The organism is Tetragenococcus halophilus, assembly GCF_001712815.1.
Taxonomy (GTDB): Bacteria; Bacillota; Bacilli; order Lactobacillales; family Enterococcaceae; genus Tetragenococcus; species Tetragenococcus halophilus.
In genome coordinates this window covers 1,869,065-1,891,807 of sequence record NZ_CP012047.1, presented here as the reverse complement: position 1 = coordinate 1,891,807, position 22,743 = coordinate 1,869,065, and the positions used below count along the sequence as shown (strand labels likewise).

Sequence of the window (22,743 nt, the reverse complement as noted above, 5' to 3'; positions counted from 1 at the left end):
GTAAAAAACATTAAAATTAATAATTAATAGACAAGAAAAGTAATAAAAAAAGGATGCTTATTTTGACTTATATCATCACAATTATATTTGCCAATAAAACAGAGAAAATATTTTTATTTTACAAAAATATTTTTTTATATGGTATAATGTGAAAAAGATCATTTAAATTAAGGGTGTGTTAAAGGTGTATTCGTTTATAGTGAATGGGGAAACGGTCAGTTGTGAACAAGATAAAAGTCTGATGCATTTCCTACGTGACGAAATGCGACTTACTGGGACAAAAAACGGTTGTGATAGTGGTTCTTGTGGAGCTTGTACCGTGCTCATTGATGGAAAGGCTTGCAAGAGTTGTCTGTTTAATTTATCAAAAGTAGAAAATAAAGAAATTACTACGATCGAAGGGATATCATCACGACAAAAGGATGTATTTAGTTATGCATTTGCTAAAACAGGAGCAGTTCAGTGTGGATATTGTATTCCGGGAATGGTTATTTCTGCGGTCGGATTACTAAAGAAAAAACCTGAACCTTCTGAAAAAGATATTCGTAAAGGAATACGGGGGAATATCTGTCGTTGTACCGGTTATATTAAAATTATCGAAGCGATTCAGCTGGCAGCGCAAATGTTGCAAAAAGATACGCCAATTCCTGACGATAATTCCAATGGACATTTAGGTACGGACTTCCATCGTTTAGATGCAGCTGAAAAAACACTAGGTACGGGAGCTTATGTTGATGATATCAACTTACCTAATTTGTTACATGCTTCAGCAATACGAAGCGCTTATCCCCGAGCAAAAGTATTAAAAATTGATGCAACAAAAGCAAAAGAGCATCCAGATTGTGTCGCAGTTTTCACTGCAAATGACGTGCCAGGAAATAATAAAATTGGACATTTAGAATTTATTTCAGATTGGGACGTTATGATACCTGAAGGAGAAATCACCAGATATGTTGGGGATGCGATAGCTTTAGTTGTTGCAAAAAATAAAGATAGTTTAGACCAAATCAAAGAACAAATTGATATTACTTATGAAAAACTTCAGCCAGTATTGAGTGCAGAAGCAGGCTTAGCCGAAGATGCGCCTAATATTCATCCTAAAGGAAATACATTATCTTATGAACACTTAATTAGGGGAGAGGCAGATGAGGGATTAGCAAATTCTAAATATGTTGTTTCACAACATTACTCTGTTCCTATTAATGAACATGCATTTATGGAACCCGAATGTGCGATTGGGCAGCCTGAAAAGGATGGTGTCCTTTTATGGACTGCAGGACAAGGAATCTATGATGAACAAAGAGAATGCGCACGTATGCTTGGTTTAGCTCCAGAAAAAGTACATGTCCAAGCCAAACTTATAGGCGGTGGCTTTGGTGGTAAAGAAGATATGAGTGTTCAGCATCATGCTGCACTAGCGGCGTACTTGTTACAACAACCAGTTAAAGTGTTATTGACACGTGATGAAAGTTTAATGATTCATCCTAAACGACACGGGATGGAAATGGACTTTACAACTGGCTGTGATGAAGAAGGGAATTTGACTGCTATGAAAGCAGTTATAAAAGCGGATACAGGCGCTTATGCATCGCTGGGCGGCCCTGTGTTGCAGCGTGCTTGTACACACGCTGCTGGACCTTATAAATACAAAAATATTGATATTGAAGGTTTTGCCGTTTACACAAATAATCCGCCAGCTGGGGCGTTCCGTGGTTTTGGTGTATCTCAAAGTGCTTTTGCAATTGAAAATAATATTAATCTGTTGGCAGATAAAGTTGGCATTTCCCCTTGGGAGATTCGTTATAAGAATGCGGTCGCAGCTGGGGATGTTTTACCAAACGGTCAATTAGTTTCTTCAAATTGTGCTTTGAAAGAAAGCCTATTAGAAGTAAAAGAAACATATGAACAAGCTGAGCATGCTGGCATTTCCTGTTTTTTCAAAAATAGTGGTATTGGTGTAGGTTTACCTGACACAGGTCGTTGTATTGTTTCCGTTGAAGATGAAAAAGTTCATATACGGACAAGTGCGGCTGATATAGGACAGGGAATCGCAACTGTAGCGGCACAAGTAGCACTGGAAGCTTTAAACTTATCACCAGATCTTATTGTTGTGGAAGGTTCAGATACACGTAGAACACCGGATTCAGAAACAACAACTGCTTCTCGTCAATCTTTATTCACGGGTGAGGCAGTACGCCGCGCCGCTCAAAAACTACGTATTGATCTAGATATGGGGTACTTACTTAGTGATCTAGAAGGACAAGAGTATTATGATGAGTTTTCGGCTAAAACAGATGCGTTGCATTCAGATAAGAAAAATCCAGTAAGCCATGCAGGATACGGCTATTGTTCAGAAGTTGTTGAGTTAGATGAAAAAGGGAAAATAGCAAATATTGTTGCTGCTTATGATATAGGGCAAGTTGTTAATCCTCGAGCAGCTGAAGGGCAGATTGAAGGCGGCGTCGTGATGGGGATGGGTTATGCTTTAACAGAACAATTTTTAATGGAAGATGGCTATGTTAAAGCTCGTTATACCAATTTGGGATTGTTGGATGCATCGAAGGTTCCACCAATTAAAACAACCTTTGTCAAAGCGCCAGGTCTACATGAAGGCTTAGCTTATGGTATCAAAGGTGTAGGGGAGCTTGCTACGATCCCAACGGCACCCGCGATTTCAGGAGCGTACTATGCCTTTGATGGCAATCTTCGCCCGACTCTGCCTATTGAAGATACACCTTATCAAAAGAAAAAACGAAAAAAATAGTTAAGAAATGTGCAAAGAGGTGTTTGCTTGATTTCACATACTAGTGCAGTGATTATGGCCAGTGGCTTCTCAAGAAGAATGCAACAAAATAAATTATTTTTAATTTATAAAAAACAGACTTTCATTGAAAGAACAGTGGAAACGGCGCAAAAAGCAGGTTTTTTTGAAGTAATTGTTGTCATTCGTCCAGAAGATTATAAAAAGTGTAACTTTCCTGACAACGTAAGAATTGTTTTTAATAGGCAAAGTAATTTAGGCCAAAGTATGAGTGTACGTCTGGGAATAATGAATGTAAGAGGAGATCATGTCATGTTTTTGCCAATTGATCAACCACTTTTAACGGCAAAAGGGCTCCAGAAAATTGCCAATTTTGGCGATAAAAAAGCAATTGTTGTTCCTTTTTATGATAAAAAACCAAGAGGTCCCGTCTTTTTTGGAAAATACTATTTTAAAGAACTTATGCAAGTGACTGGAGACACAGGGGGACGTAGTGTTCGTGATCGACATAAAGAAAATTGGGTCTGTCTTGAATTTTATGATGAACAATTAAAAGACATTGATACTCAAAGAGAATATGCTCAACTTTTCTCAAAAAAGATTGAAATAAAGTAAAAAGTTGTTTACAATAATTCTAAAGAACAAAATAAAAAAATGCCGCACTGTCGTAACTGTCTAGAGGCAGAATCAAAAATGATTCTGTCTTTTTTAATAAAAAAACTTTTCACAAAAAAATTTTTATACAAGCTAATTAAATGTTGAAATTCTTCTTTTTTGTGATATAGTTAACTTAGTTAATAATGATTTTAGTTTGAAGGATAAACTTATAAGTGAAAGGACGTTGGAAGATGACATTAGCAAAGATTGTATACGCTAGCATGACTGGGAATACAGAAGGAATTTCAGAAATTTTAGAGGATCAATTTTCTAATTTAGATATAGAAGTTGAACGTGTGGAAGCAGATGATGCGGATGAGGATTTTTTTGATGATGCAGATATTTGTGTGATAGCAACTTATACTTATGATGAAGGAGAGCTACCCTTTGACTTAGAAGATTTTTATGATGAGCTACCTGAACAAGATCTTTCTGGTAAAGTTTATGGTGTTGTAGGCAGTGGTGATAGTGAATTATACCCAGATTTTTTCTGCGATGCAGCAGTGGATTTTGATAAAGCATTTGCTGAAACTGGAGCTACAAAAGGACACGAAGTCGTAAAAATAGAAAATGACGCAGATGATGAAGATGAAGTTCTTTTGAAGGAATTTGTTAAAGCATTAATTGATGCCTAGTGGTTAGTTTAGATGAGGAGGACTACAGTGTTTACAATTTCCAATTGTAGAAAGCTTGCGGTAAATGAATACGAATTTTGGGTTAAAGCACCACAAATTGCATCTAAGGCAAAAGCAGGCCAATTTGTTATTTTACGAATTGACGAATTTGGTGAAAGACTTCCGTTGACAATTGTTGATAGCGATAAACAGGCAGGTAAGATTCACCTGATTTTTCAAGTAGTTGGGAAGTCTACTGCGGCACTGGCAGAATTATGCGACGGGGATTTTCTAAAAGACCTGGTGGGTCCTTTAGGGAAAGCTACTGAAATTAAAAATTATGGAAACGTTTTACTGGTTGGCGGTGGCGTAGGAATTGCTGCATTATACCCGATTGTAAAAGAACTCAAAAAAGCTGGTAACTATGTCATAACGGTTCTTGGAGCAAAGACAGAAGATTTAATTATCTTGGAAAAAGAGTGCGAAGAGGTATCCGATGAATTATATGTTATGACAGATGATGGTTCAGCAGGCGAAAAAGGCTTGGTCACTGATGCTATGTCGAAAATTTTAACGCATCAAACAATCAATTTTTGTTGGGCAATTGGACCTAGCGTGATGATGAAATTCTGTACGCTTACAGCAGATAAGTATGATCTTCCGATATATGTTTCTTTGAACCCTATTATGATTGATGGAACAGGAATGTGTGGTGGTTGTCGTGTCACCATTTCTGATTCAATTAAATTTGCTTGTGTTGATGGTCCGGAGTTTTTAGGATCAGAGGTCCATTGGGATGAGTTTATCTCTAGGATGGCGCAATATAATGAAGAAGAAGCACTTTCATATGACCAACTTAAAAGGCAGGTGAAAGAAAATGCCTAAAAGAAGCTATACTCAAACGCCTATGGCTGAACAAGAGCCGACAATACGTAAGCATAATTTTGAGGAAGTAGCTTTGGGTTATACAGTGGCGCAAGGAAAACTGGAAGCTAGCCGTTGTTTACAGTGTAAAGACGCGCCTTGTATTAAACATTGTCCTGTTATGATCGATATACCGGGTTTTATTCAGGCGATTAAAGATGATGATATGCCCAAAGCCTATCAAATTATCAACCGATATTCGAATTTACCAGCTATTTGCGGTAGAGTCTGTCCGCAAGAAAAACAATGCGAAATGGTTTGTAAATTAGGTAAATCAAAGAAATTTGAAGCAGTAGCTATCGGTAAGCTAGAACGTTTAGTGGCCGATTGGTCATTTGAGCAATCTTCAAAAGACAAGGCCGTCAAATTAGACAAAGGAAAAGTTGCAGTAGTTGGAGGAGGGCCTTCAGGGCTAACTGTAGCTGGTGATTTAGCAAAAATGGGTTATGAAACTACCATTTTTGAAGCATTACATAAAGCTGGTGGTGTTTTGAGTTATGGCATACCTGAATTTCGTTTGCCTAAAGAGATCGTGGATAAAGAAATACAACAAATTAAAGATTTGGGTGTAAATATTCAGACAAATGTTGTTGTGGGGAAAACAATTGATATGCAAGAAGTTATGGACGAATTTGACGCTTGTTATATTGCAATTGGTGCAGGAACTCCTAAGTTTTTGGGGATATCTGGTTCAGGGCTAAAAGGTATTTATGCTTCAAGTGAATTTTTGACAAGGGTTAATTTGATGCATGGTTATGATTTTCCTAATTATGATACGCCGGTTGAAAAAGGCCGTAATGTTGTTGTTATTGGGGGAGGAAATGTGGCGATGGATTCAGCACGTTCGGCTAAACGTTTAGGAGCTGAGAAAGTAACAGTTGTCTATCGCCGTTCAAAAGATGAATTACCTGCTAGAAAAGAAGAATTTTATCACTCAGTGGAAGAAGGAATCGAGTACAGTTGGCTAACAAATCCAGTTGAATATTTAGGAGATGAGAATGGAAATTTAATTGGTGTTAAATGTATCAAAATGGAACTGGGTACTCCAGATGATAGTGGACGCCGACGACCGGTTCCCATTCCGGGCAGTGAGTTTATTATTAAGGCAGATGAAGCAGTTGAAGCTATCGGTCAAGGTGCCAATCGGGTATTATTAGACGTTTTTCCTGAATTGGACTTGAACCATTGGGGATATATAGATGCGGATGAAGAAACATGTGCTACTAGTATTGCCGGAATATTTGCTGGCGGAGACATCGTCACAGGAGCTGCTACTGTCATCTTAGCGATGGGAGCAGGTAAACTTGCAGCAAAAGAGATAAGCAATTATGTCACGCAGGAAAAGGCGAAGAATAGAGAAGGAAGTTTACAATGAAAATAATGAAAACAATGGATGGAAATACAGCGGCTGCCTATATTTCCTACGCATTTACCGAAGTTGCAGCAATATTTCCAATCACCCCTAGTTCTACAATGGCTGAAGTTGTGGATGAATGGGCTGAACAAGGAAAAGAAAATATTTTTGCCGAACCAGTAGAAGTTGTTGAAATGCAATCAGAAGCGGGTGCTGCTGGCGCTGTTCATGGTTCTTTGAAAACAGGCGCGTTAACTTCAACATACACAGCGTCTCAAGGTTTATTATTGATGGTTCCTAATATGTTTAAAATCGCTGGAGAACTTTTACCAAGTGTTTTTCATGTGGCTGCTCGTGCAGTTTCAACGAATGCTTTGAGCATTTTTTGTGATCATAGTGATGTAATGGCAACGCGTCAAACAGGCTTTTGTATGCTAGCTGAATCAGGCGTACAACAAGTAATGGACCTATCTGCTATTGCTCATTTAGCAAGTATTGAAGGTAGTTTACCGTTTACCAACTTTTTTGACGGCTTTCGTACTTCCCATGAGTTACAAAAGATAGAAGTGATCGATTATGATGATTTGAAAGAAATGGTTGACTGGGATCAGCTAGAAGTTTTTCGTGAACGAGCAATGAATCCTAATAAGCCTTCTGTTTCTGGCTCAGCGCAAAACCCAGATATCTATTTTCAATCACGTGAAATGGTGAACCAATATTATGATAGAATGCCAGCAATTGTTCAAAAATACATGAAAAAAATTAACCAACTAAGAGGCACAGATTACGATTTAACTACTTATTACGGCGCGCCAGATGCCACCGAAGTTGTCGTTTCAATGGGTTCAGTTGAACCAACTGTTCGGCAAGCTGTTGCTTATTTAAATGAAAATGGTGGCAAAGTTGGTCATCTTAATATTCATCTATATCGACCGTTTCCGACCGAAAACTTATTAGAAAAGTTGCCTGACACTGTTGAACGAGTGGCTGTGTTAGATCGTACTAAAGAACCGGGATCTGATGGAGAACCATTATTATTGGATATACAAAGTGCACTTTATCAACATCCTAATCGTCCAATCGTTATCGGAGGACGTTATGGCATTGGTTCAAAAGATGTTACTCCAGATCAAATCGTGAGTGTTTATGATCATATGCAGTTACCTGCGAATGAATTAAAAGCTCGTTTTACAGTAGGCATTGTCGATGAAGTGACCAATTTATCCTTACCTAAAACTGAACCATTAGATCTAACACCAGACTCTACTTTTCAAGCACGTTTCTGGGGATTTGGTTCTGACGGAACAGTAGGCGCTAATAAACAAGCGATTAAAATTATTGGTGATCATACAGATAAATACGCACAAGCTTATTTTGACTATGATTCTAAAAAATCTGGTGGCTTGACGGTTTCTCATTTGCGTTTTGGTGAGGAAAAAATAGACTCTACTTATTTAGTGGAAAAACCTGATTTTGTTGGTTGCCATAATGCAGCCTATATTTATAAATTAGATCTGGTAAAAGGCCTTCGTGATGGTGGCACTTTCTTATTGAATACTGTGTGGAATGAAGAACAAGTTCATAAACATTTGCCAACCAATTTAAAACGTTATTTAGCTAAACATCATAATAAATTCTACATTATTAATGCGATGGATATTGCAAAAGCGACTGGCTTAGGACGTCGTATTAATACGGTAATGTCGGCGGCTTTCTTTGAAGTAACAGATATTATGGATAGAAAAGAATTTTTACCATTGCTAAAAGATGAAATTGATAAAACATATGGTAAAAAATCACAAGAGATCGTAGAAAAAAATTGGCAAGCAATCGATCAAACTTTTGAAAACCTACATGAAATTACTGTACCAAAAGAATGGGCTGAATTAGAAGAAGTGCCTTCTAGATCTTCTAATGAAGAAAAAAGACCTGATTTTGTACGTAACATTGTAGACCCAATCGCTAGAAAAGAAGGCGATAGTTTAACAGTTGGTAATTTAATTGATAATGGTATGTATGATGGTCGTTTGCCTATGGGAACAGCTGCTTATGAAAAACGTGGGATTGCTTTAGAAGTGCCAGAGTGGATTCCAGAAAAATGTACATTGTGTAATGAATGTGCCTTTGTCTGTCCTCATGCGGCCATCCGTCCTTTCTTAGCTGATGAAGAGGAGATGGAAGAAGCGCCAGAAGGTTTCATTGTTCGTGATTTCAAAGGTAAAGATGGGTATAAATACCGTATCCAAGTTTCCTTAGAAGATTGTACAGGTTGTGGTTTATGTGTAGAAGCTTGTCCTGCCAGTGCATTAGTTATGAAAGATTATGAAGATCAGCAAGAACAAGCTATTAACTGGGCATTTGCGATGACATTACGCCAAAAAGAAAATCCAATGAAGAAAAATTCGGTCCGGGGATCTCAGTTTGAACAACCTTTACTTGAATTTTCAGGTGCTTGTGCAGGGTGTGGTGAAACGCCATATGTTAAATTACTGACACAACTATATGGCGACCGAATGATGATTGCAAATACTACTGGCTGTTCTTCTATTTGGGGCGCTTCGGCTCCTGTAACTCCTTACACTACTAATGATAAGGGGCAGGGTCCTGCATGGAGTAACTCTTTATTTGAAGATAATGCAGAATATGGATTTGGTATGCATATTGCCAATCAAGTAAAACGTAATCGTGTTGTCCATAAAGCGCAACGTGCGCTAAATGAGAAATTAGGTTCTGAAGAAACACAAAACTTGCTTAAAGACTGGATTGACCATAAGGATGAAGGTGAAGGGTCCCGACAAAGGGCCACTAAACTGATAGCTGCTTTAGAAACCGAAGATGATAAACAACTACAATCTTTATTAAAAAATCAAGAAATGTTTGTTAAACCAAGTCAATGGTTGATTGGTGGAGATGGTTGGGCCTATGATATTGGTTTTGCTGGAATAGATCACGTAATAGCTAGTGGAGAAGATGTTAATATCTTGGTCATGGATAATGAGCTTTATGCTAATACGGGTGGTCAGATGTCTAAAGCAACACCAACTTCTGCTACAGCAAAGTTTGCTGCAGGTGGTAAAAAGACAGCGAAAAAAGATCTTGGTATGATGGCTGCAACTTACGGAAATGTTTATGTAGCACAAGTTGCTATCGAAGCAAATCAAACACAAACAGTTAAAGCAATTACTGAAGCGGAAAGTTACCATGGGCCATCAATAGTTATCGGTTATACGCCATGTATTAATCATGGATTACGTGGAGGTATGAAAAATTCAGTCAAAGAATCCAAGGAAGCTGTTGAATCCGGTTATTGGCAGTTATATCGCTATGATCCTCGACAAAGTGCTAAAGGGAAAGATCCATTACGGATGGACTTTAAAAAAGCGGACTTTAATAAGATTCCTGATTTATTGAATATGCAAACCCGCTTTACTGCATTGAAGAAAATTAAAAATGATCCAGAACTAGTTGGTCAGATGTATGATCAAACGATGAAAGATATGCAACAACGTGCTGGTACTTACGACCGGATGGGACAGATGAATAAAGCAAAGAAAAAATAATTTAATTAAACTTCTTATGAAAGTTATAAAAGTCTGATGTTTTACTATTTAATTAGTAAGATATCAGACTTTTTTGATTTTTAAACCTAAGTGAACAAAGAATGTTTTCATTTTTCACTAGTTATTCGATTTATGAACAAACAGTGTTTTTCTTTTTCATTACTTGTTCAATGATTCAATAGATAATAAAAAAAAAGTCCCTTTATTTTTTTAATTCTCCTCTTTTATATTTCACATACTTTTTAAACAATTTCTTTGCATTATTATTTTGTACATATTATTATAGAGAATGGAATTACGATAATTGAAAGGAGATTAACAAGTATTATGACTGATCAAAAAATAGATGGGTGGGTTGCAGGACTCAAAGTACTAGAAGAGTGGGGCGTGCAAGACGTTTTTGGCATCCCAGCTGGCTCATTGAATTCTTTGATGGATGCTTTTGAAAAAGAACAAGAAAATATTAACTTTATTCAAGTTCGCCATGAAGAAACAGGAGCACAAGGGGCAGCTATGTATGCCAAATTCAACAACAAATTAGGTGTTTGTCTTGGTTCTGCCGGACCTGGCGCAACTCATTTATATAATGGTTTGTATGACGCAAAATTTGATAACGTTCCAGTATTAGCTATTTTGGGTCAACGTGCACTTAGAGAAGCTAATATGGACGCTTTCCAAGAAATGAACCAAAATCCATTATTTAATGATGTAGCGGTATATAACCGTCGGGTAGCTTACCCTGAACAATTGCCTAAAGTTCTTGATGAAGGTATTCGTGCAGCAATTGCAAATAATGGCGTAGCTGCTGTTGAAGTTCCAGTTGACTTCGGTTGGGAACAATTAGATACAGCAACTCGTTATTCGTCTGCTGAAGATTATCGCGATTTCCCTGAACTTGGATTAAATGAAGCAGATATCGATGCAGCAGTCGAAGCTTTGTCTAATGCTAAACGTCCAGTAATTTATGCTGGAAAAGGTACGCGTGGTCATTCAGATGATGTTATCGCATTAAGCCGTAAAATTAAAGCACCTGTCGCTATTACAGGGATAAACTTTGATGACTATGACTATGAATTTGATGCTCTTTTGGGTTCTGCTCACCGTGTAGGTTGGAAACCAGCGAACGAAGCATTTGAAGAAGCAGATGCAGTTTTATTTGCAGGTAGTAACTTCCCATTTGCTGAAGTAACAGGTAAATTTGATCATGTTGATAAATTTATCCAAATTGATATTGATCAACAAAAATTAGGGAAGCGTCATTTTGCTGATGTTGCAATCCTTGGTGATGCTGCTACTGCTATTCGTGCAATTACTGATAAGATTGACGAAAAAGAAGACAATGGTTGGTATCAAGCAAATATTGATAATGCTGCAAACTGGAAAGCTTATATGCAAAAATTAGAAAATAAGACATCTGGTCCTCTACAACTTTATCAAGTATTTAAAGCAATTAACGATATATCAAAAGAGAATGCTGCTTATTCTATTGATGTAGGGAATACTACACAAACTTCTATCCGTCACTTACACATGACACCGAAAAACTTATGGCGCACTTCTGAAGTATTTGCCACAATGGGTAATGGTCTACCAGGAGCTTTAGCCGCTAAATTAGATCAACCTGAACGCCAAGTTTGGAACCTATCAGGTGATGGTGGCTTTGCTATGGCTATGCAAGATGTTGTGACAGCTGTAAGATACAATTTGCCTTCTATTCATGTAATATTTACTAACGAACGTTTTGGTTTTATTCGTGATGAACAAGAAGATACAAACGATAATTATTATGGCGTTGATATTAACGACGTAGACTTTGCTGCAATTGCTAAAGCACAAGGAGCAGTAGGTTATACAGTGACTGAAATTTCACAATTAGCTGATGTTTTCGCAAAAGCAAAAGCTGATGAAGAAGCAGGACGTGTGGTATTAATCGATGCTAAAATTACTGAAGAACGTCCTCTTCCAGTAGAATCATTGAAATTAGATCCTTACTTCTTCTCAAAAAATGAAGTAGATGAATTCAAATCACGCTATGAAGCTGAAGAACTACAACCATTCAGTCATTATTTGGAAGAACATGGTTTGGAAGTTGACCAACACAAACGCTAATATAGATTAGTTAGAAAAAAGGATAGTTCTTAATAATAGGAACTGTCTTAAGTAAAGAAGCGATCGCAAATGATGTATTCATTCTGCGGTCGCTTTTTTGGCTTATTATAGAAATCATAATAAAACTAGGGTTACTTTGATAAAGCAGCTCTAGAAATTAGCAAAACTAGAGTTAGATAAGGAAAGTAGATCGAGAAATCAAGAAAACTAGAGTTAGATAAAGCAAAGTAGGTCGAGAAATCAAGAAAACTAGAGTTAGATAAGCAAAGTAGGTCAAGAAATAAGAGGAACTAGAGTTGGATAAGGAAAGTCTCTAGAAATAAGTAAATTTAGTATATCAAATCATGTATGTTTAAGCTTTTCTGTTCAATTGTTAAAACTAACTTAAGAAAGCTCTGTTAATATTATAATTCTCTAAGAAATTTAAAGAAAACCAGTATAGGTCAGCAAAACTCGTTAAAATAAAATTGATTAAAGGGGAGAAGTTCCCTAAAAATTAACAAGGAGGAAATGTAGATAAAATGGACGCCAAAACGAAAGTTGCTGCTGGTATTTTAGCTTTGTTGACGTTTTTTTCCGCACCGTTATTTTCACTATTTATGGGCGCGTTAGTTGTTCTTTATTTGCACCTTAAACAAAAAAGAGCAAATGCTTAGAAAAAAAAGGAAAGTCGCTTCTAAACTGAAGGCTTTCCTCTTTTTTTATTTACGTAATTCGTCTAAAAGTTGCGTCTTTGAAGCAGTTTGGTCGTCTTTTGTTTTCAAAATTTTTGCAGGAGTGCCTCCAACAACGCTTCCTGCTTCAACATCTTTGGTTACGACTGAACCTGCAGCTACAATGGCGTCTTTTCCTACACGTACGCCTTCTAAAACCACAGCATTTGCGCCGATAACTACATTGTCTTCAATCACAACAGGATCAGCAGAAGGTGGCTCAAGAACGCCTGCTAAAACAGCACCTGCGCCAACATGTGCGCGTTTACCAACAGTTGCACGTGCTCCTAAAACAGCGCCCATGTCGATCATAGTTTCTTCACCGACGACTGCGCCGATATTAATGACTGCCCCCATCATTACCACTGCATTTTTTTCGATGATTACTTGATCGCGTATCATTGCGCCAGGTTCGATTCGAGCATCGACAGTCGTAAAATCCAGCATGGGTACAGCTGATTTTCTACGATCGTTTTCAAGATAGTAATCGTTGATTACTTCTTTATTATCAGATAAAAATTGTTGAATATTATCAGCATTACCGATTACAAGGTTGCCAAAAGTTTTAACGTTATTGGTAGACATTTGTGAGATGTCGCCATTGATATAAGCTTTAACTGGTGTTTCTTTTTCAGCTTCTTTAATAAAGTTTGCAATTTCATAAGCATCTGTAAAACGTAATTCTGACATTTCATCACCCTTTTATTTTAATAAGTCACTCATAGAATACATTCCTGGACTTTGGTCTTTCAAAAATAGACCAGCTTTTAATGCGCCGTTAGCAAAGATACGGCGGGACAAAGCAGTATGTTTAAATTCGATCACTTCGTCATTTCCAGCATAAATGACAGTATGTTCTCCTGGAATCGTGCCTCCCCGTACTGCATGAATCCCCATTTCATCTATAGGATTAGAATTTTCTTTGCCGCTTCGTCCGAATACATAGTCCTTTTTCGCTTGAGAAGCATCGTTGATACTGTCAGCAAGCAATAAAGCTGTGCCACTGGGCGCATCTTTTTTTTGATTATGATGCTTTTCGACAATTTCAATATTGAAGTCATCTTCTAACGCTGGTGTTATTTTCTGCAAAGCTTCAATTAATACATTAATCCCTAAAGACATATTTGCAGAATAAAAAATTGGAATGGTGTAACTTGCTTCTTCCATTTTTTGTTTGGTATTTTCTGAAAGACCAGTCGTTGCTATAACAACAGGAAGTTTTTTTTGTACACATTGTTCAATCAGTTCAGGAACACTACTTTCATGAGAAAAGTCGATAACAAAATCGGCTGTTTCTTTAACATCTGCAAGTGTTTGATAAACTGGGAAATCCACTTCTTGTTGATTTCTATCAATCCCTGCAACAACACTTAAATCTTCGCGAACTTTTATTTCATTTTGTAATTCTTGTCCCATACGACCAAAGCAACCATTTAAAATAACGTTAAACATTAAGTTTCCCCCTTATAAAAGCCCATATTTTGTCATTTGCGTTTTTAAATTAGTTAAGGTTTCTTCTTCAGGCTCAGCTAAAGGCAAACGATAACTTAATTCGCATTTTTCCAAAAGAGAGACGGCTGCTTTAATTGGCACAGGGTTAACTTCTGAAAAAATAGCTTGAATTAAAGGAAGTTGTTTTAATTGGGTAGCACGAGCTTGTGCAATATTACCCTCTAAGAAATTATGAACCATTGTGGCCCGTTTCTTTAGGCAGTATGTTGGAAATAGTGGAGATTACTCCTGATCCTCCTACAGCTAGAAGCGGTAATACTTGGTCATCATTTCCTGAATAAAGCGCAAAATTTTCATCCACTAATTGTGCTATTTCAACAATTTGAGCAATATCCGCACTGGCTTCTTTAATCCCTACGATATTTGGAATTTGTTTTAGTTCTTTTACTGTTTTGTAGTCTAAATTCATTCCAGTACGAGAAGCCACGGAGTATAAAATAACAGGTAGTTCAATAGTGTCACAAATTGCTTTGTAATGAGCGATAATGCTTTTTTTCGTTGCTTTATTGTAATAAGGAGTCACGACTAGTAGCGCATCAGCTCCTACACGTTCTGCTTCTTTTGCCAAGTGAATTCCATGCTGTGTGTTATTGGAACCTGTTCCAGCGACAACAGGAACTCTTTTATTAACTTTGTTAACAACAGCCTTAATGACTGAGATATGTTCTTCATCGTCTAATGTAGAAGCTTCACCTGTTGTTCCACAAGCGACGATGGCATTAATTCCCTCGCTAACTTGCCATTCGACTAGCTCGTCTAATTTTTTATAATCAACTGAGCCGTCTTTTTTCATAGGCGTGACTAATGCAACACCGGAACCTGTAAATACTGACAATGACGTCACTTCCCTTCAAGTAATTCAATAAATGAAAATTCAAAATTGTTTAAACTTTTTCACTATTGATTAATTGAAATTATATAATATAATAAGGACAAAATTCAATGATTTCAGTGAAACGATAACAACTTTTAATAGAAAGTGGTTTTTTATGCAGATAAAAGAAGATATCCAAAATTTATTAGATGATGTAACAAGCTATCGGCGTTATCTTCATCAAATTCCTGAATTAGGTTTAGAAGAAAAGCAAACAGCAGAATTCATTCGAGAAACATTACAGTCATTTGGTGTTAAGGACATTTATACTATGCTGACAACGGCGACGGTTGCAGTTTTTCATGGAGAAAAGCCGGGAAAAACTTTAGCTTTTCGTTCGGACATCGATGCTTTACCAGTAACTGAAGAAACTGGCGTTAGCTTTGCTTCAAAGACAGAAGGAAAGATGCACGCTTGTGGACATGATGGTCATGCTTCAGCTTTACTGGGGTTTGCCAAATATTTAAGTCAACATCCAGAAGCTGTTAAAGGTAGGATTGTTTTAGTTTTTCAACCGGCTGAAGAAGGTCCAGGGGGTGCGCAACTACTTCTTAATGAAGGATTGATTGAAAAATTTGGTATTGATCAAATCATAGGCATTCATCTTTTTCCCGAATTTCCGGAAGGAACGATTGCTTGTCGTCCTCATGCAATGATGGCAAGAAATGGAGAAATAACGATTAAAGTTAACGGTAAAAGCGCGCACGGTGCTCAGCCTCAGCAAGGCCATGACGCGATACTAGCTACTTCAGCGATTATTCAGGGCCTGCATAGCATTATTTCGCGCAATATCAGTCCACTAGATACGGGCGTATTAACTTTTGGCGAAATTACTGGCGGGCAAGCAATGAATATTATTGCTGGACAAGTAAAAGTTGAAGGAACAATGCGGGCTTTTAGCGACGAAGCTTATGATATAATGACACAGCGTGTGAAAGAAACCGCTGAATTTATTGCCCAAGGATACGGTTGTCATGCAGAAGTCCATTTTAATCATATGTATCGGGTAGTAGATAATGATCCTAAGATGGTAAAAGCCTTGGAAAAAGTAGCTGGAGACGATTATTTTGAATGTCAGCCTTATATGTTGGCCGAAGATTTCTCTATGTATCAACAAGTTATCCCTGGCCTCTTCTTTTTTGTGGGGACGCGTAATGAGAATAAGGGGTATGTTTATCCTCTACACAGTGAAAAAATGCAATTTGAAGAGAAGAACTTATTGCGTGCTATTCACTGTTACGTACAATTGATTGAAAAATTAAATACTAAGGAGACGGCAGATGATTAAAGAAATTAAAGATAACCATTTGTATTGGGATGGTTGTGACACTGTTGAGCTAGCAAAAAATTATGGGACCCCTTTATATGTTATCTCACAAACAGCGATTGAAAAGGAATGTCGCGCTTTACAGGAACAATTTATAAAAAAATATGATAACGTCCATGTCGCTTATGCATCAAAAGCTTTTAACCATTTAGCGATGCTGAAAATTATCGAAAAAGAAGGCTTAGGTATTGATGTAGTTAGCGGAGGTGAGTTATACACAGCAATTTGTGCTGAGTTTCCCGCTGATCGTATAGAGTTCAATGGGAACAATAAGTCTGATGAAGAATTAGCGCAGGCGATTGACTATGAAGTAGGACGTATTATTGTTGATGGTCGTCAAGAATTAGATCATATTATTGATATTTGTCGTAAGAAAGAAAAAAAAGCGAATGTTTTATTTCGAATTACACCGGAAGTGGATGTAAATACCCATCAGTTTATTTCCACTGGGCAGAAGGATTCAAAATTTGGTTTGCCTTTAGATAAAGATTTACTGTTGCCGGTTTTACAACAAGCGATTAAAAGCCCTGAAATTAATTTTTATGGTATTCATTTTCATATAGGTAGTCAGCTTTTTGATAATTCCACTCATTTAAAAGCTGCAGAAGTTGCTTTACAATTGGCTTTAATGATTAAAGAAACTTTTGACTATGAAATAAAGGAGCTTAACTACGGCGGTGGATTTGGCGTACGCTATACACAAGAGGATGAAAGACAGCCCTATGCTTATTTTCTTGATCCGTTAATGAAGCTAACAGAAGATTTTTGTCACAAAAATGACTTAAAACGCCCGACAATTGCTATAGAACCTGGTCGTAGTATTGTAGCTGAAGCAGGGATCTCACTGCATACGATTGGTAATATTAAAAACTTGCCTCATATTCGAAAATATGCTGCTATTGATGGGGGAATGACAGATAATATTCGTCCTGGTTTATATCAAGCAAGCTATACAGGAATGGTAGCTAATAAAGCATCTCAAAGGCCAGAAGAAACAGTTACGATTTCAGGAAAAGCGTGTGAAAGTACGGATATTTTAATTGAAGACATAGAAGTACCGACGATTACCTCAGGTGACATTTTTGCGACATTTACTACAGGTGCTTATGGATATGCTATGGCTAATAATTATAACAAGCTGGCAATACCAGCTGTGGTTCTGGTCAATAAAGGACATGCTGAAATAATTGTAAAACGACAAACGTATGCGCAAATCATCCAGAACGAACGCATACCTGATTCTTTGAAATGAGGTAATTTTATGGAAATTCCCTTTTATAAAATGCAGGGAGCTGCAAATGATTTTATTGTTATAAATAATATGAAGTTAAGGTTATCAGATGAACAACTGGTATCTTTGACAAAGCAAGTGTGTCGTCAGCGTTTTTCAGTAGGTAGCGATGCTTTAATGGCACTTGATTTTCCGCAAGCTAATGCTGATTTTCGGATGAAGTTTTATAATGCGGATGGTACAGAAGCAGAAATGTGTGGCAATGGTGTACGTTGTATTGCACGCTTTGCTTATGAAACAGGTATTGCAAAACAACAGATGACTATTGAGACAAAAGCTGGTAATGTCGATTGCTGGCGTTTGGATAAGCGACAATATAGAGTGCAAATTAACGAACCTTCTGTCGAAAATTTTGATTTGTCATTTCCTGGAACAGACTTTTTAGTGGACTATGTGGAATTAGGTGATCCGGGCGTGCCGCATCTGGTTATCAATTATCCTCAATTAAAAGAAATTACCTTAGCAGATATTAAACCTTTAGCTAAAAAATTACGTTTGTGGGATGCATTAGACAAGGGTGCTAACGTAAACTTTTATGCATTTGACCAAAATAATGAAGTCATTTTACGTACTTTTGAAAGAGGCGTAGAAGATTTTACTTTAGCCTGTGGCACGGGGGCTGTTTCTACGGCTTATGTATTGAAAAAAAAGCAATTGATAAAGAATGATTTCATTACACTTCATGTTTTAGGCGGTGTCCTTGAAGTAGAAGAAAATAAGCAACATTTTTATCTGATTGGAGATACGAATATTGTCACTAAAGGTTACATTTGCGATGAGGATCTTGTGATTTAATAAAAATAACAGGTATTTCTTCATAAAAAATTCAATCCCTGAGTGTATAATAAAAAGAAATGAAAAAACAAGGAGAGAATAAGTAATGTTTCCGATGGGATTTTTCTTTGACCCAACTTTTATTCTGGTCATCATAGGTATGATTATTTCGATGATCGCTTCATCATATGTCAATCGGACCTTTGAACGTTATGATGCGGTAAATAGTAAGCATCAAGTGACTGGTACCGATGCTGCTCGTTATATTCTACGCAATCAAAATATTGATGATGTAGGTGTACAGCAGATTTCGGGGAATTTGACTGATAACTATAATTCGGGTAATAAAACATTGAGTTTGTCACAAGCAACTGCGCAATCGACTTCTGTAGCAGCAATAGGAGTAGCCGCCCATGAGTGCGGACATGCTGTCCAAGACGCACAAGGATATTTTCCTTTACGATTAAGAACAGCTATTGTTCCAATCGCCAATTTTGGAACCAATCTATCAATTCCTTTATTAATTGTAGGGATTTTGATTAGTGGATCGAGTGGACAAATGATTATTAATATTGGTTTGTTGGCCTTTTCCTTAGCTTTTATTTTCCAACTCGTTACTTTACCGGTGGAATTTAATGCTTCAAGACGAGCTTTGCAAATTTTATCAGAGGGTGGTATATTAACAAACGAAGAAGTTCCACAGGCTCGAAAAGTCTTAACCGCTGCTGCTTTAACCTATGTTGCAGCTGCGGTCAGTGTATTGTTGCAATTACTACGTCTGTTTTTGTTATTCGGCGGTGGCCGCAGACGCTAGAAAAATTCCCCCTTTAGAGTGTTTTTATTTGTTTTATCATGTTATTATAGGATTGTAGGAAAATGAAAAAGGAGATGAACAATATGAAAGTAACAACTAAATTAGCATTAGGTTTAAGTGTAACAGCTGCGGCTGGTATTGCTTCAACAGTATTTGTATCAGATAAAGTGATTACTAAAGTTCGTCATATTGCAAATCGTAAAAAGGCTGAACGTTTTGTAGAAGACAAATTTAAAGGCAATGAAACTTTATTAAAATTTGTTGATAATTTAGAGGACAAAGATATTGAGTCCTTCATGAAGGTAGCACAAAAAGTTAGTAGCAAACGTGATAAGGTTGCAGAGTATGGTGACAACGTAAAAAATGCTACTGAAAATGTAAAAGATAAAATTGCCGATTTAATCGAACATAATTGTTAATTATAAACTTCTGAGTAAATGGATTATTTGCTCAGATTTTTTATTTAACTGGAGGGAAAACTCATTGAAAGAATCTTTTCTAACACAAGAAAAAAAGCATTTTTTTATGAACGAAGCCATTAAAGAAGCGCACAAAGCTTTAGCTCTGGCTGAAGTACCAATCGGTGCGATTGTTGTTTTAAATGATGAGATTATTGGACGTGGATATAATAAACGTGAGACAAGCCAGGATGCATTAAGTCATGCAGAAGTCACTGCTATTAAAGAAGCTTGCAATAGCATCGATAGTTGGCGTTTGGAAAATGCGCAGTTATTTGTGACCTTAGAACCTTGTCCTATGTGTGCAGGTGCTATTTTACAGTCACGAATTGAAGAAGTTTATTTTGGGGCTTTTGATCCTAAAGCAGGTGCTTGTGGCAGCTTAATTAATTTATTAGAGGATACACGTTTTAATCATTGGTGTTATGTAGAATCAGGAGTTTTAATGGATCCCTGTGCATCTTTATTAAAAGATTTTTTCAAAGATATACGCGCCAAAAAACAAAAGAAGAAAGAAATGTTAGAAAAGGACTAGTCACATCAAGAAAAATACGATATAATATTAGTGCCGAAAGGCTAGGACAATGGGAACGTTGTGAAGGGTGTCAGATCTGGAAGGAAGCAGCACTAAGCAGCGATTCTCATGTGTCTGATTAATGTTTAAAAGATACACAGCCGAATATAAAAAAGAAACCTAGGAAATGTCCTAGGTTATTTAGTGCTATCGATTTTGCTTTGCAAATTTTTGTCAGCAGCTTGGTTAATAAAGTTGTGAATCAATATTTTGCGGGAAATAGCTCAGTTTGGTAGAGCACTTGCTTCGGGAGTAAGGGGTCGCAGGTTCAAATCCTGTTTTCCCGATTTTTAATGAAGTTACCAAAACGAAATCAGGAGCATTTTTGCTGCCTGTTTTTTTGTATCATCCAAAAAAACAGATGATTCATTTAAAATGTCACTATTTAGAACACGAGGGAGATCATGGAAAAAATACGAATATTACATACCAATGATTTACATTCTCATCTTGAAAATTGGCCGAAAATTCGTCGCTTTCTTCAGGAACGTCAAAAAGTAGAGGAAGAAGAAACGGCGATTACTGTTGATTTAGGAGACTTCTGTGATCGTTGGCATCCTTTAACAGAAGCCACAAATGGCAAAGCAAATGTTGCTTTGATGAACCAAGCGCATTATGATGCAGCTACAATTGGCAATAACGAAGGAATAGGAAATTCTAAGAGCGAATTAAACGATTTATATAGTGAAGCGGACTTTCCTGTGATTTTAGATAATCTTTTTGACAAAAGTACATTGCAGTTGGCGGATTGGGCGAATGAATTTAAGATTATGACAACGAAAATGGGTACAAAAGTGGGATTAATCGGAGCTACTGCCCCCTTTTCTTTGACTTATACGCAAAATGGCTGGGATGTACGTAACTGGTCGGATATTTTGCCTAATATTGTCCAATTTTTACAGGAAAAAGTTGATGTTTTAGTGTTACTAAGTCATTTAGGTGTTAACGACGATCAATTGATCGCTAAAGAGTTGCCAGCTATTGATGTCATCATAGGATCTCATACGCATCACTTATTTGTTAATGGGAAAAAAGTGGGCGATACTTTACTGGCGGCAGCTGGTAGATTTGGCCAATATGTTGGTGAGGTGAGTCTTTTCTTAGATGAAAACCATCGGATAGATACATTACGTGCAAATACATTTGCAACCGAGAAAATGATATCTTATCCTGAAGACGAAGAGGAAATTTTTAATTATAACAATAAAGGAAAGAAGTTATTACAAGAAAAGAAAGTGGCCTGGCTCCCAGATAAACTGAGTGTGGAAAACCAAGAGTATTCTTTAATTGATGAGGCTTTACAAGCGGTGAAAAAAAGAGGAAAGACGCAAGTAGCTATTTTAAACACAGGACTTTTTTTAGATGATTTATCAGCTGGAATTATTAATCAAGATGATTTGCATAAAATTTTACCTCATCCTATGCATATGATTCGCGTTACTTTAAAAGGTTCTGATCTTGTTCGGATGGTTTTGGAAATGGAGAAAAATCGACATTTTTTACGTAATTTTCCTATTCGAGGTATGGGATTTCGGGGTAAAGTGTTTGGTCAGATTGTTTATTCAGGGATACAATATGACAGTATGAATCATTCTGTAAAGTGGATGAATCAAGACATTGATCCAGAAAAATCCTATAGTTTCACCACAGTGGATCATTTCATGTTTATTCCTTTTTTCCCTACGATTGAAATTGCAGGTAAGGTAGAATTTCTTTTTCCCGAGTTTATTCGTACAGTACTAGGCAATTATCTCGCGCAAAAATATCCACTTTCATCAAAAAAATAGGTATAATATAGCTTAGGCGGTGAAAAAATGACCAAAGAAAAAGAGAATATCACAGAAGAAGTCACAGCAGTTTTATCAGAAATTGTAGAAGATGACGAAAAAGAAAAACCACAAAAAGGCAAAGAAGTCCTTCCAATAAGTGAATCAGAATTTATCATTGATAATCGTCGTTATAAGTTAGTGGCCAACTATCGTGAAGGTTTTGATGCGAGTAAATTTGGGGAAAGATATACAGACATCTTAGCAAAATACGATTATATTGTAGGAGACTGGGGCTACGAACAGTTACGCTTAAAAGGGTTTTTTTACACGAAGAATCGCAAATCTTCTCCGGACCAAAAAATTAATATGTTAGAAGATTATTTATATGAATATTGTAATTTTGGTTGTGCTTATTTTGTTGTTGAATGCGTTGATCGCCCCCATACAAAGACAAAACCCAATCGTCGACATAAGAAAACGCATAACAAGAAAAGCAAACAGGCGCATGTAGCTGAAAAAAAGACAAAAGTAGAAAAAAAGCCGACAAGTAAACCTGTTATTAAGAAAAAACAGACAAAAGAAAAACGTTCTGATGCAAAAATGGTTACACAAAAAGAAACAAAAGAATTCGTTATTCGAAAGAAAGAGGACCAATGAA

General features: G+C 36.9%; 18 protein-coding genes, 1 tRNA gene, 1 other RNA gene and 1 pseudogene. 18 read left to right on the top strand and 3 right to left on the bottom strand.

Annotated elements, in window-relative coordinates:
• Nucleotides 1-184: 184 nt before the first annotated feature.
• The 8 genes from xdh to AC806_RS12175 all read left to right on the top strand — a co-directional run bounded on the left by xdh (nt 185) and on the right by AC806_RS12175 (nt 12,635).
• Nucleotides 185-2,764, top strand: coding sequence for a selenium-dependent xanthine dehydrogenase (gene xdh / locus AC806_RS09030; protein ID WP_061840290.1), 2,580 nt, complete (start codon nt 185-187; stop codon nt 2,762-2,764).
• A gap of 27 nt (nt 2,765-2,791) precedes the next feature.
• Nucleotides 2,792-3,376, top strand: coding sequence for a nucleotidyltransferase family protein (locus tag AC806_RS09025; protein ID WP_083207580.1), 585 nt, complete (start codon nt 2,792-2,794; stop codon nt 3,374-3,376).
• Nucleotides 3,377-3,609: 233 nt separating this feature from the next.
• Nucleotides 3,610-4,053, top strand: a complete 444-nt coding sequence (locus AC806_RS09020; protein ID WP_014124033.1) for a flavodoxin — start codon at nt 3,610-3,612, stop codon at nt 4,051-4,053.
• Nucleotides 4,054-4,065: 12 nt separating this feature from the next.
• Nucleotides 4,066-4,917: a sulfide/dihydroorotate dehydrogenase-like FAD/NAD-binding protein gene (locus AC806_RS09015; RefSeq protein WP_069029169.1), complete on the top strand. Its 852-nt coding sequence runs from the start codon at nt 4,066-4,068 to the stop codon at nt 4,915-4,917.
• Nucleotides 4,910-6,331 (top strand): NADPH-dependent glutamate synthase, encoded by a 1,422-nt coding sequence (gene gltA, locus AC806_RS09010; RefSeq protein ID WP_069029168.1) that lies wholly within the window; start codon nt 4,910-4,912, stop codon nt 6,329-6,331. The genes AC806_RS09015 and gltA overlap by 8 nt, the downstream gene beginning before the upstream one ends.
• Entirely contained in the window at nt 6,328-9,870 is a 3,543-nt protein-coding gene (nifJ, locus tag AC806_RS09005) for a pyruvate:ferredoxin (flavodoxin) oxidoreductase (RefSeq protein WP_014124036.1), read from the top strand. Before gltA ends, nifJ begins: the two co-directional genes overlap by 4 nt.
• 327 nt (nt 9,871-10,197) lie before the next feature.
• Nucleotides 10,198-11,979, top strand: a complete 1,782-nt coding sequence (spxB, locus tag AC806_RS09000; RefSeq protein ID WP_069029167.1) for a pyruvate oxidase — start codon at nt 10,198-10,200, stop codon at nt 11,977-11,979.
• A gap of 521 nt (nt 11,980-12,500) precedes the next feature.
• A complete protein-coding gene (locus AC806_RS12175) occupies nt 12,501-12,635 on the top strand; it encodes a hypothetical protein (RefSeq protein ID WP_256729053.1) in 135 nt (44 codons plus the stop codon).
• Nucleotides 12,636-12,680: 45 nt separating this feature from the next.
• On the opposite strand, the gene dapD is transcribed toward AC806_RS12175, so the two are convergent.
• The 3 genes and pseudogenes from dapD to dapA form a co-directional block, all read right to left on the bottom strand.
• On the bottom strand, nt 12,681-13,382 hold the full coding sequence (gene dapD / locus AC806_RS08995) for a 2,3,4,5-tetrahydropyridine-2,6-dicarboxylate N-acetyltransferase (RefSeq protein WP_014124038.1): 702 nt from the start codon (nt 13,380-13,382) through the stop codon (nt 12,681-12,683).
• A gap of 12 nt (nt 13,383-13,394) precedes the next feature.
• Entirely contained in the window at nt 13,395-14,144 is a 750-nt protein-coding gene (dapB, locus tag AC806_RS08990) for a 4-hydroxy-tetrahydrodipicolinate reductase (RefSeq protein WP_014124039.1), read from the bottom strand.
• Nucleotides 14,145-14,156: 12 nt separating this feature from the next.
• Nucleotides 14,157-15,039, bottom strand: a pseudogene (gene dapA / locus AC806_RS08985) (4-hydroxy-tetrahydrodipicolinate synthase).
• Between the two features lie 154 nt (nt 15,040-15,193).
• On the opposite strand from dapA, the gene AC806_RS08980 reads away from it, so the two are divergent.
• From AC806_RS08980 to AC806_RS08935, 10 genes are all read left to right on the top strand, one after another.
• Entirely contained in the window at nt 15,194-16,366 is a 1,173-nt protein-coding gene (locus AC806_RS08980; RefSeq protein WP_069029166.1) for a M20 metallopeptidase family protein, read from the top strand.
• Complete coding sequence (gene lysA / locus AC806_RS08975; RefSeq protein ID WP_069029165.1) at nt 16,359-17,657, top strand: diaminopimelate decarboxylase; 1,299 nt, start codon at nt 16,359-16,361, stop codon at nt 17,655-17,657. The genes AC806_RS08980 and lysA overlap by 8 nt, the downstream gene beginning before the upstream one ends.
• Nucleotides 17,658-17,666: 9 nt before the next feature.
• Nucleotides 17,667-18,491: a diaminopimelate epimerase gene (gene dapF / locus AC806_RS08970; protein ID WP_069029164.1), complete on the top strand. Its 825-nt coding sequence runs from the start codon at nt 17,667-17,669 to the stop codon at nt 18,489-18,491.
• An 85-nt stretch (nt 18,492-18,576) separates the two neighbouring features.
• Nucleotides 18,577-19,284: a zinc metallopeptidase gene (locus AC806_RS08965; RefSeq protein ID WP_014124044.1), complete on the top strand. Its 708-nt coding sequence runs from the start codon at nt 18,577-18,579 to the stop codon at nt 19,282-19,284.
• A gap of 83 nt (nt 19,285-19,367) precedes the next feature.
• Nucleotides 19,368-19,703, top strand: coding sequence for a hypothetical protein (locus tag AC806_RS08960; protein WP_014124045.1), 336 nt, complete (start codon nt 19,368-19,370; stop codon nt 19,701-19,703).
• Between the two features lie 64 nt (nt 19,704-19,767).
• On the top strand, nt 19,768-20,277 hold the full coding sequence (gene tadA / locus AC806_RS08955; RefSeq protein WP_014124046.1) for a tRNA adenosine(34) deaminase TadA: 510 nt from the start codon (nt 19,768-19,770) through the stop codon (nt 20,275-20,277).
• A 33-nt stretch (nt 20,278-20,310) separates the two neighbouring features.
• An RNA gene (ffs, locus tag AC806_RS08950) (signal recognition particle sRNA small type) lies at nt 20,311-20,410 on the top strand.
• A 119-nt stretch (nt 20,411-20,529) separates the two neighbouring features.
• Nucleotides 20,530-20,603, top strand: a tRNA-Pro gene (locus tag AC806_RS08945).
• Between the two features lie 117 nt (nt 20,604-20,720).
• Nucleotides 20,721-22,103, top strand: coding sequence for a bifunctional metallophosphatase/5'-nucleotidase (locus AC806_RS08940; RefSeq protein WP_061840297.1), 1,383 nt, complete (start codon nt 20,721-20,723; stop codon nt 22,101-22,103).
• A gap of 27 nt (nt 22,104-22,130) precedes the next feature.
• Nucleotides 22,131-22,742 (top strand): YutD family protein, encoded by a 612-nt coding sequence (locus AC806_RS08935; RefSeq protein WP_061840298.1) that lies wholly within the window; start codon nt 22,131-22,133, stop codon nt 22,740-22,742.
• Nucleotide 22,743: the final 1 nt, after the last annotated feature.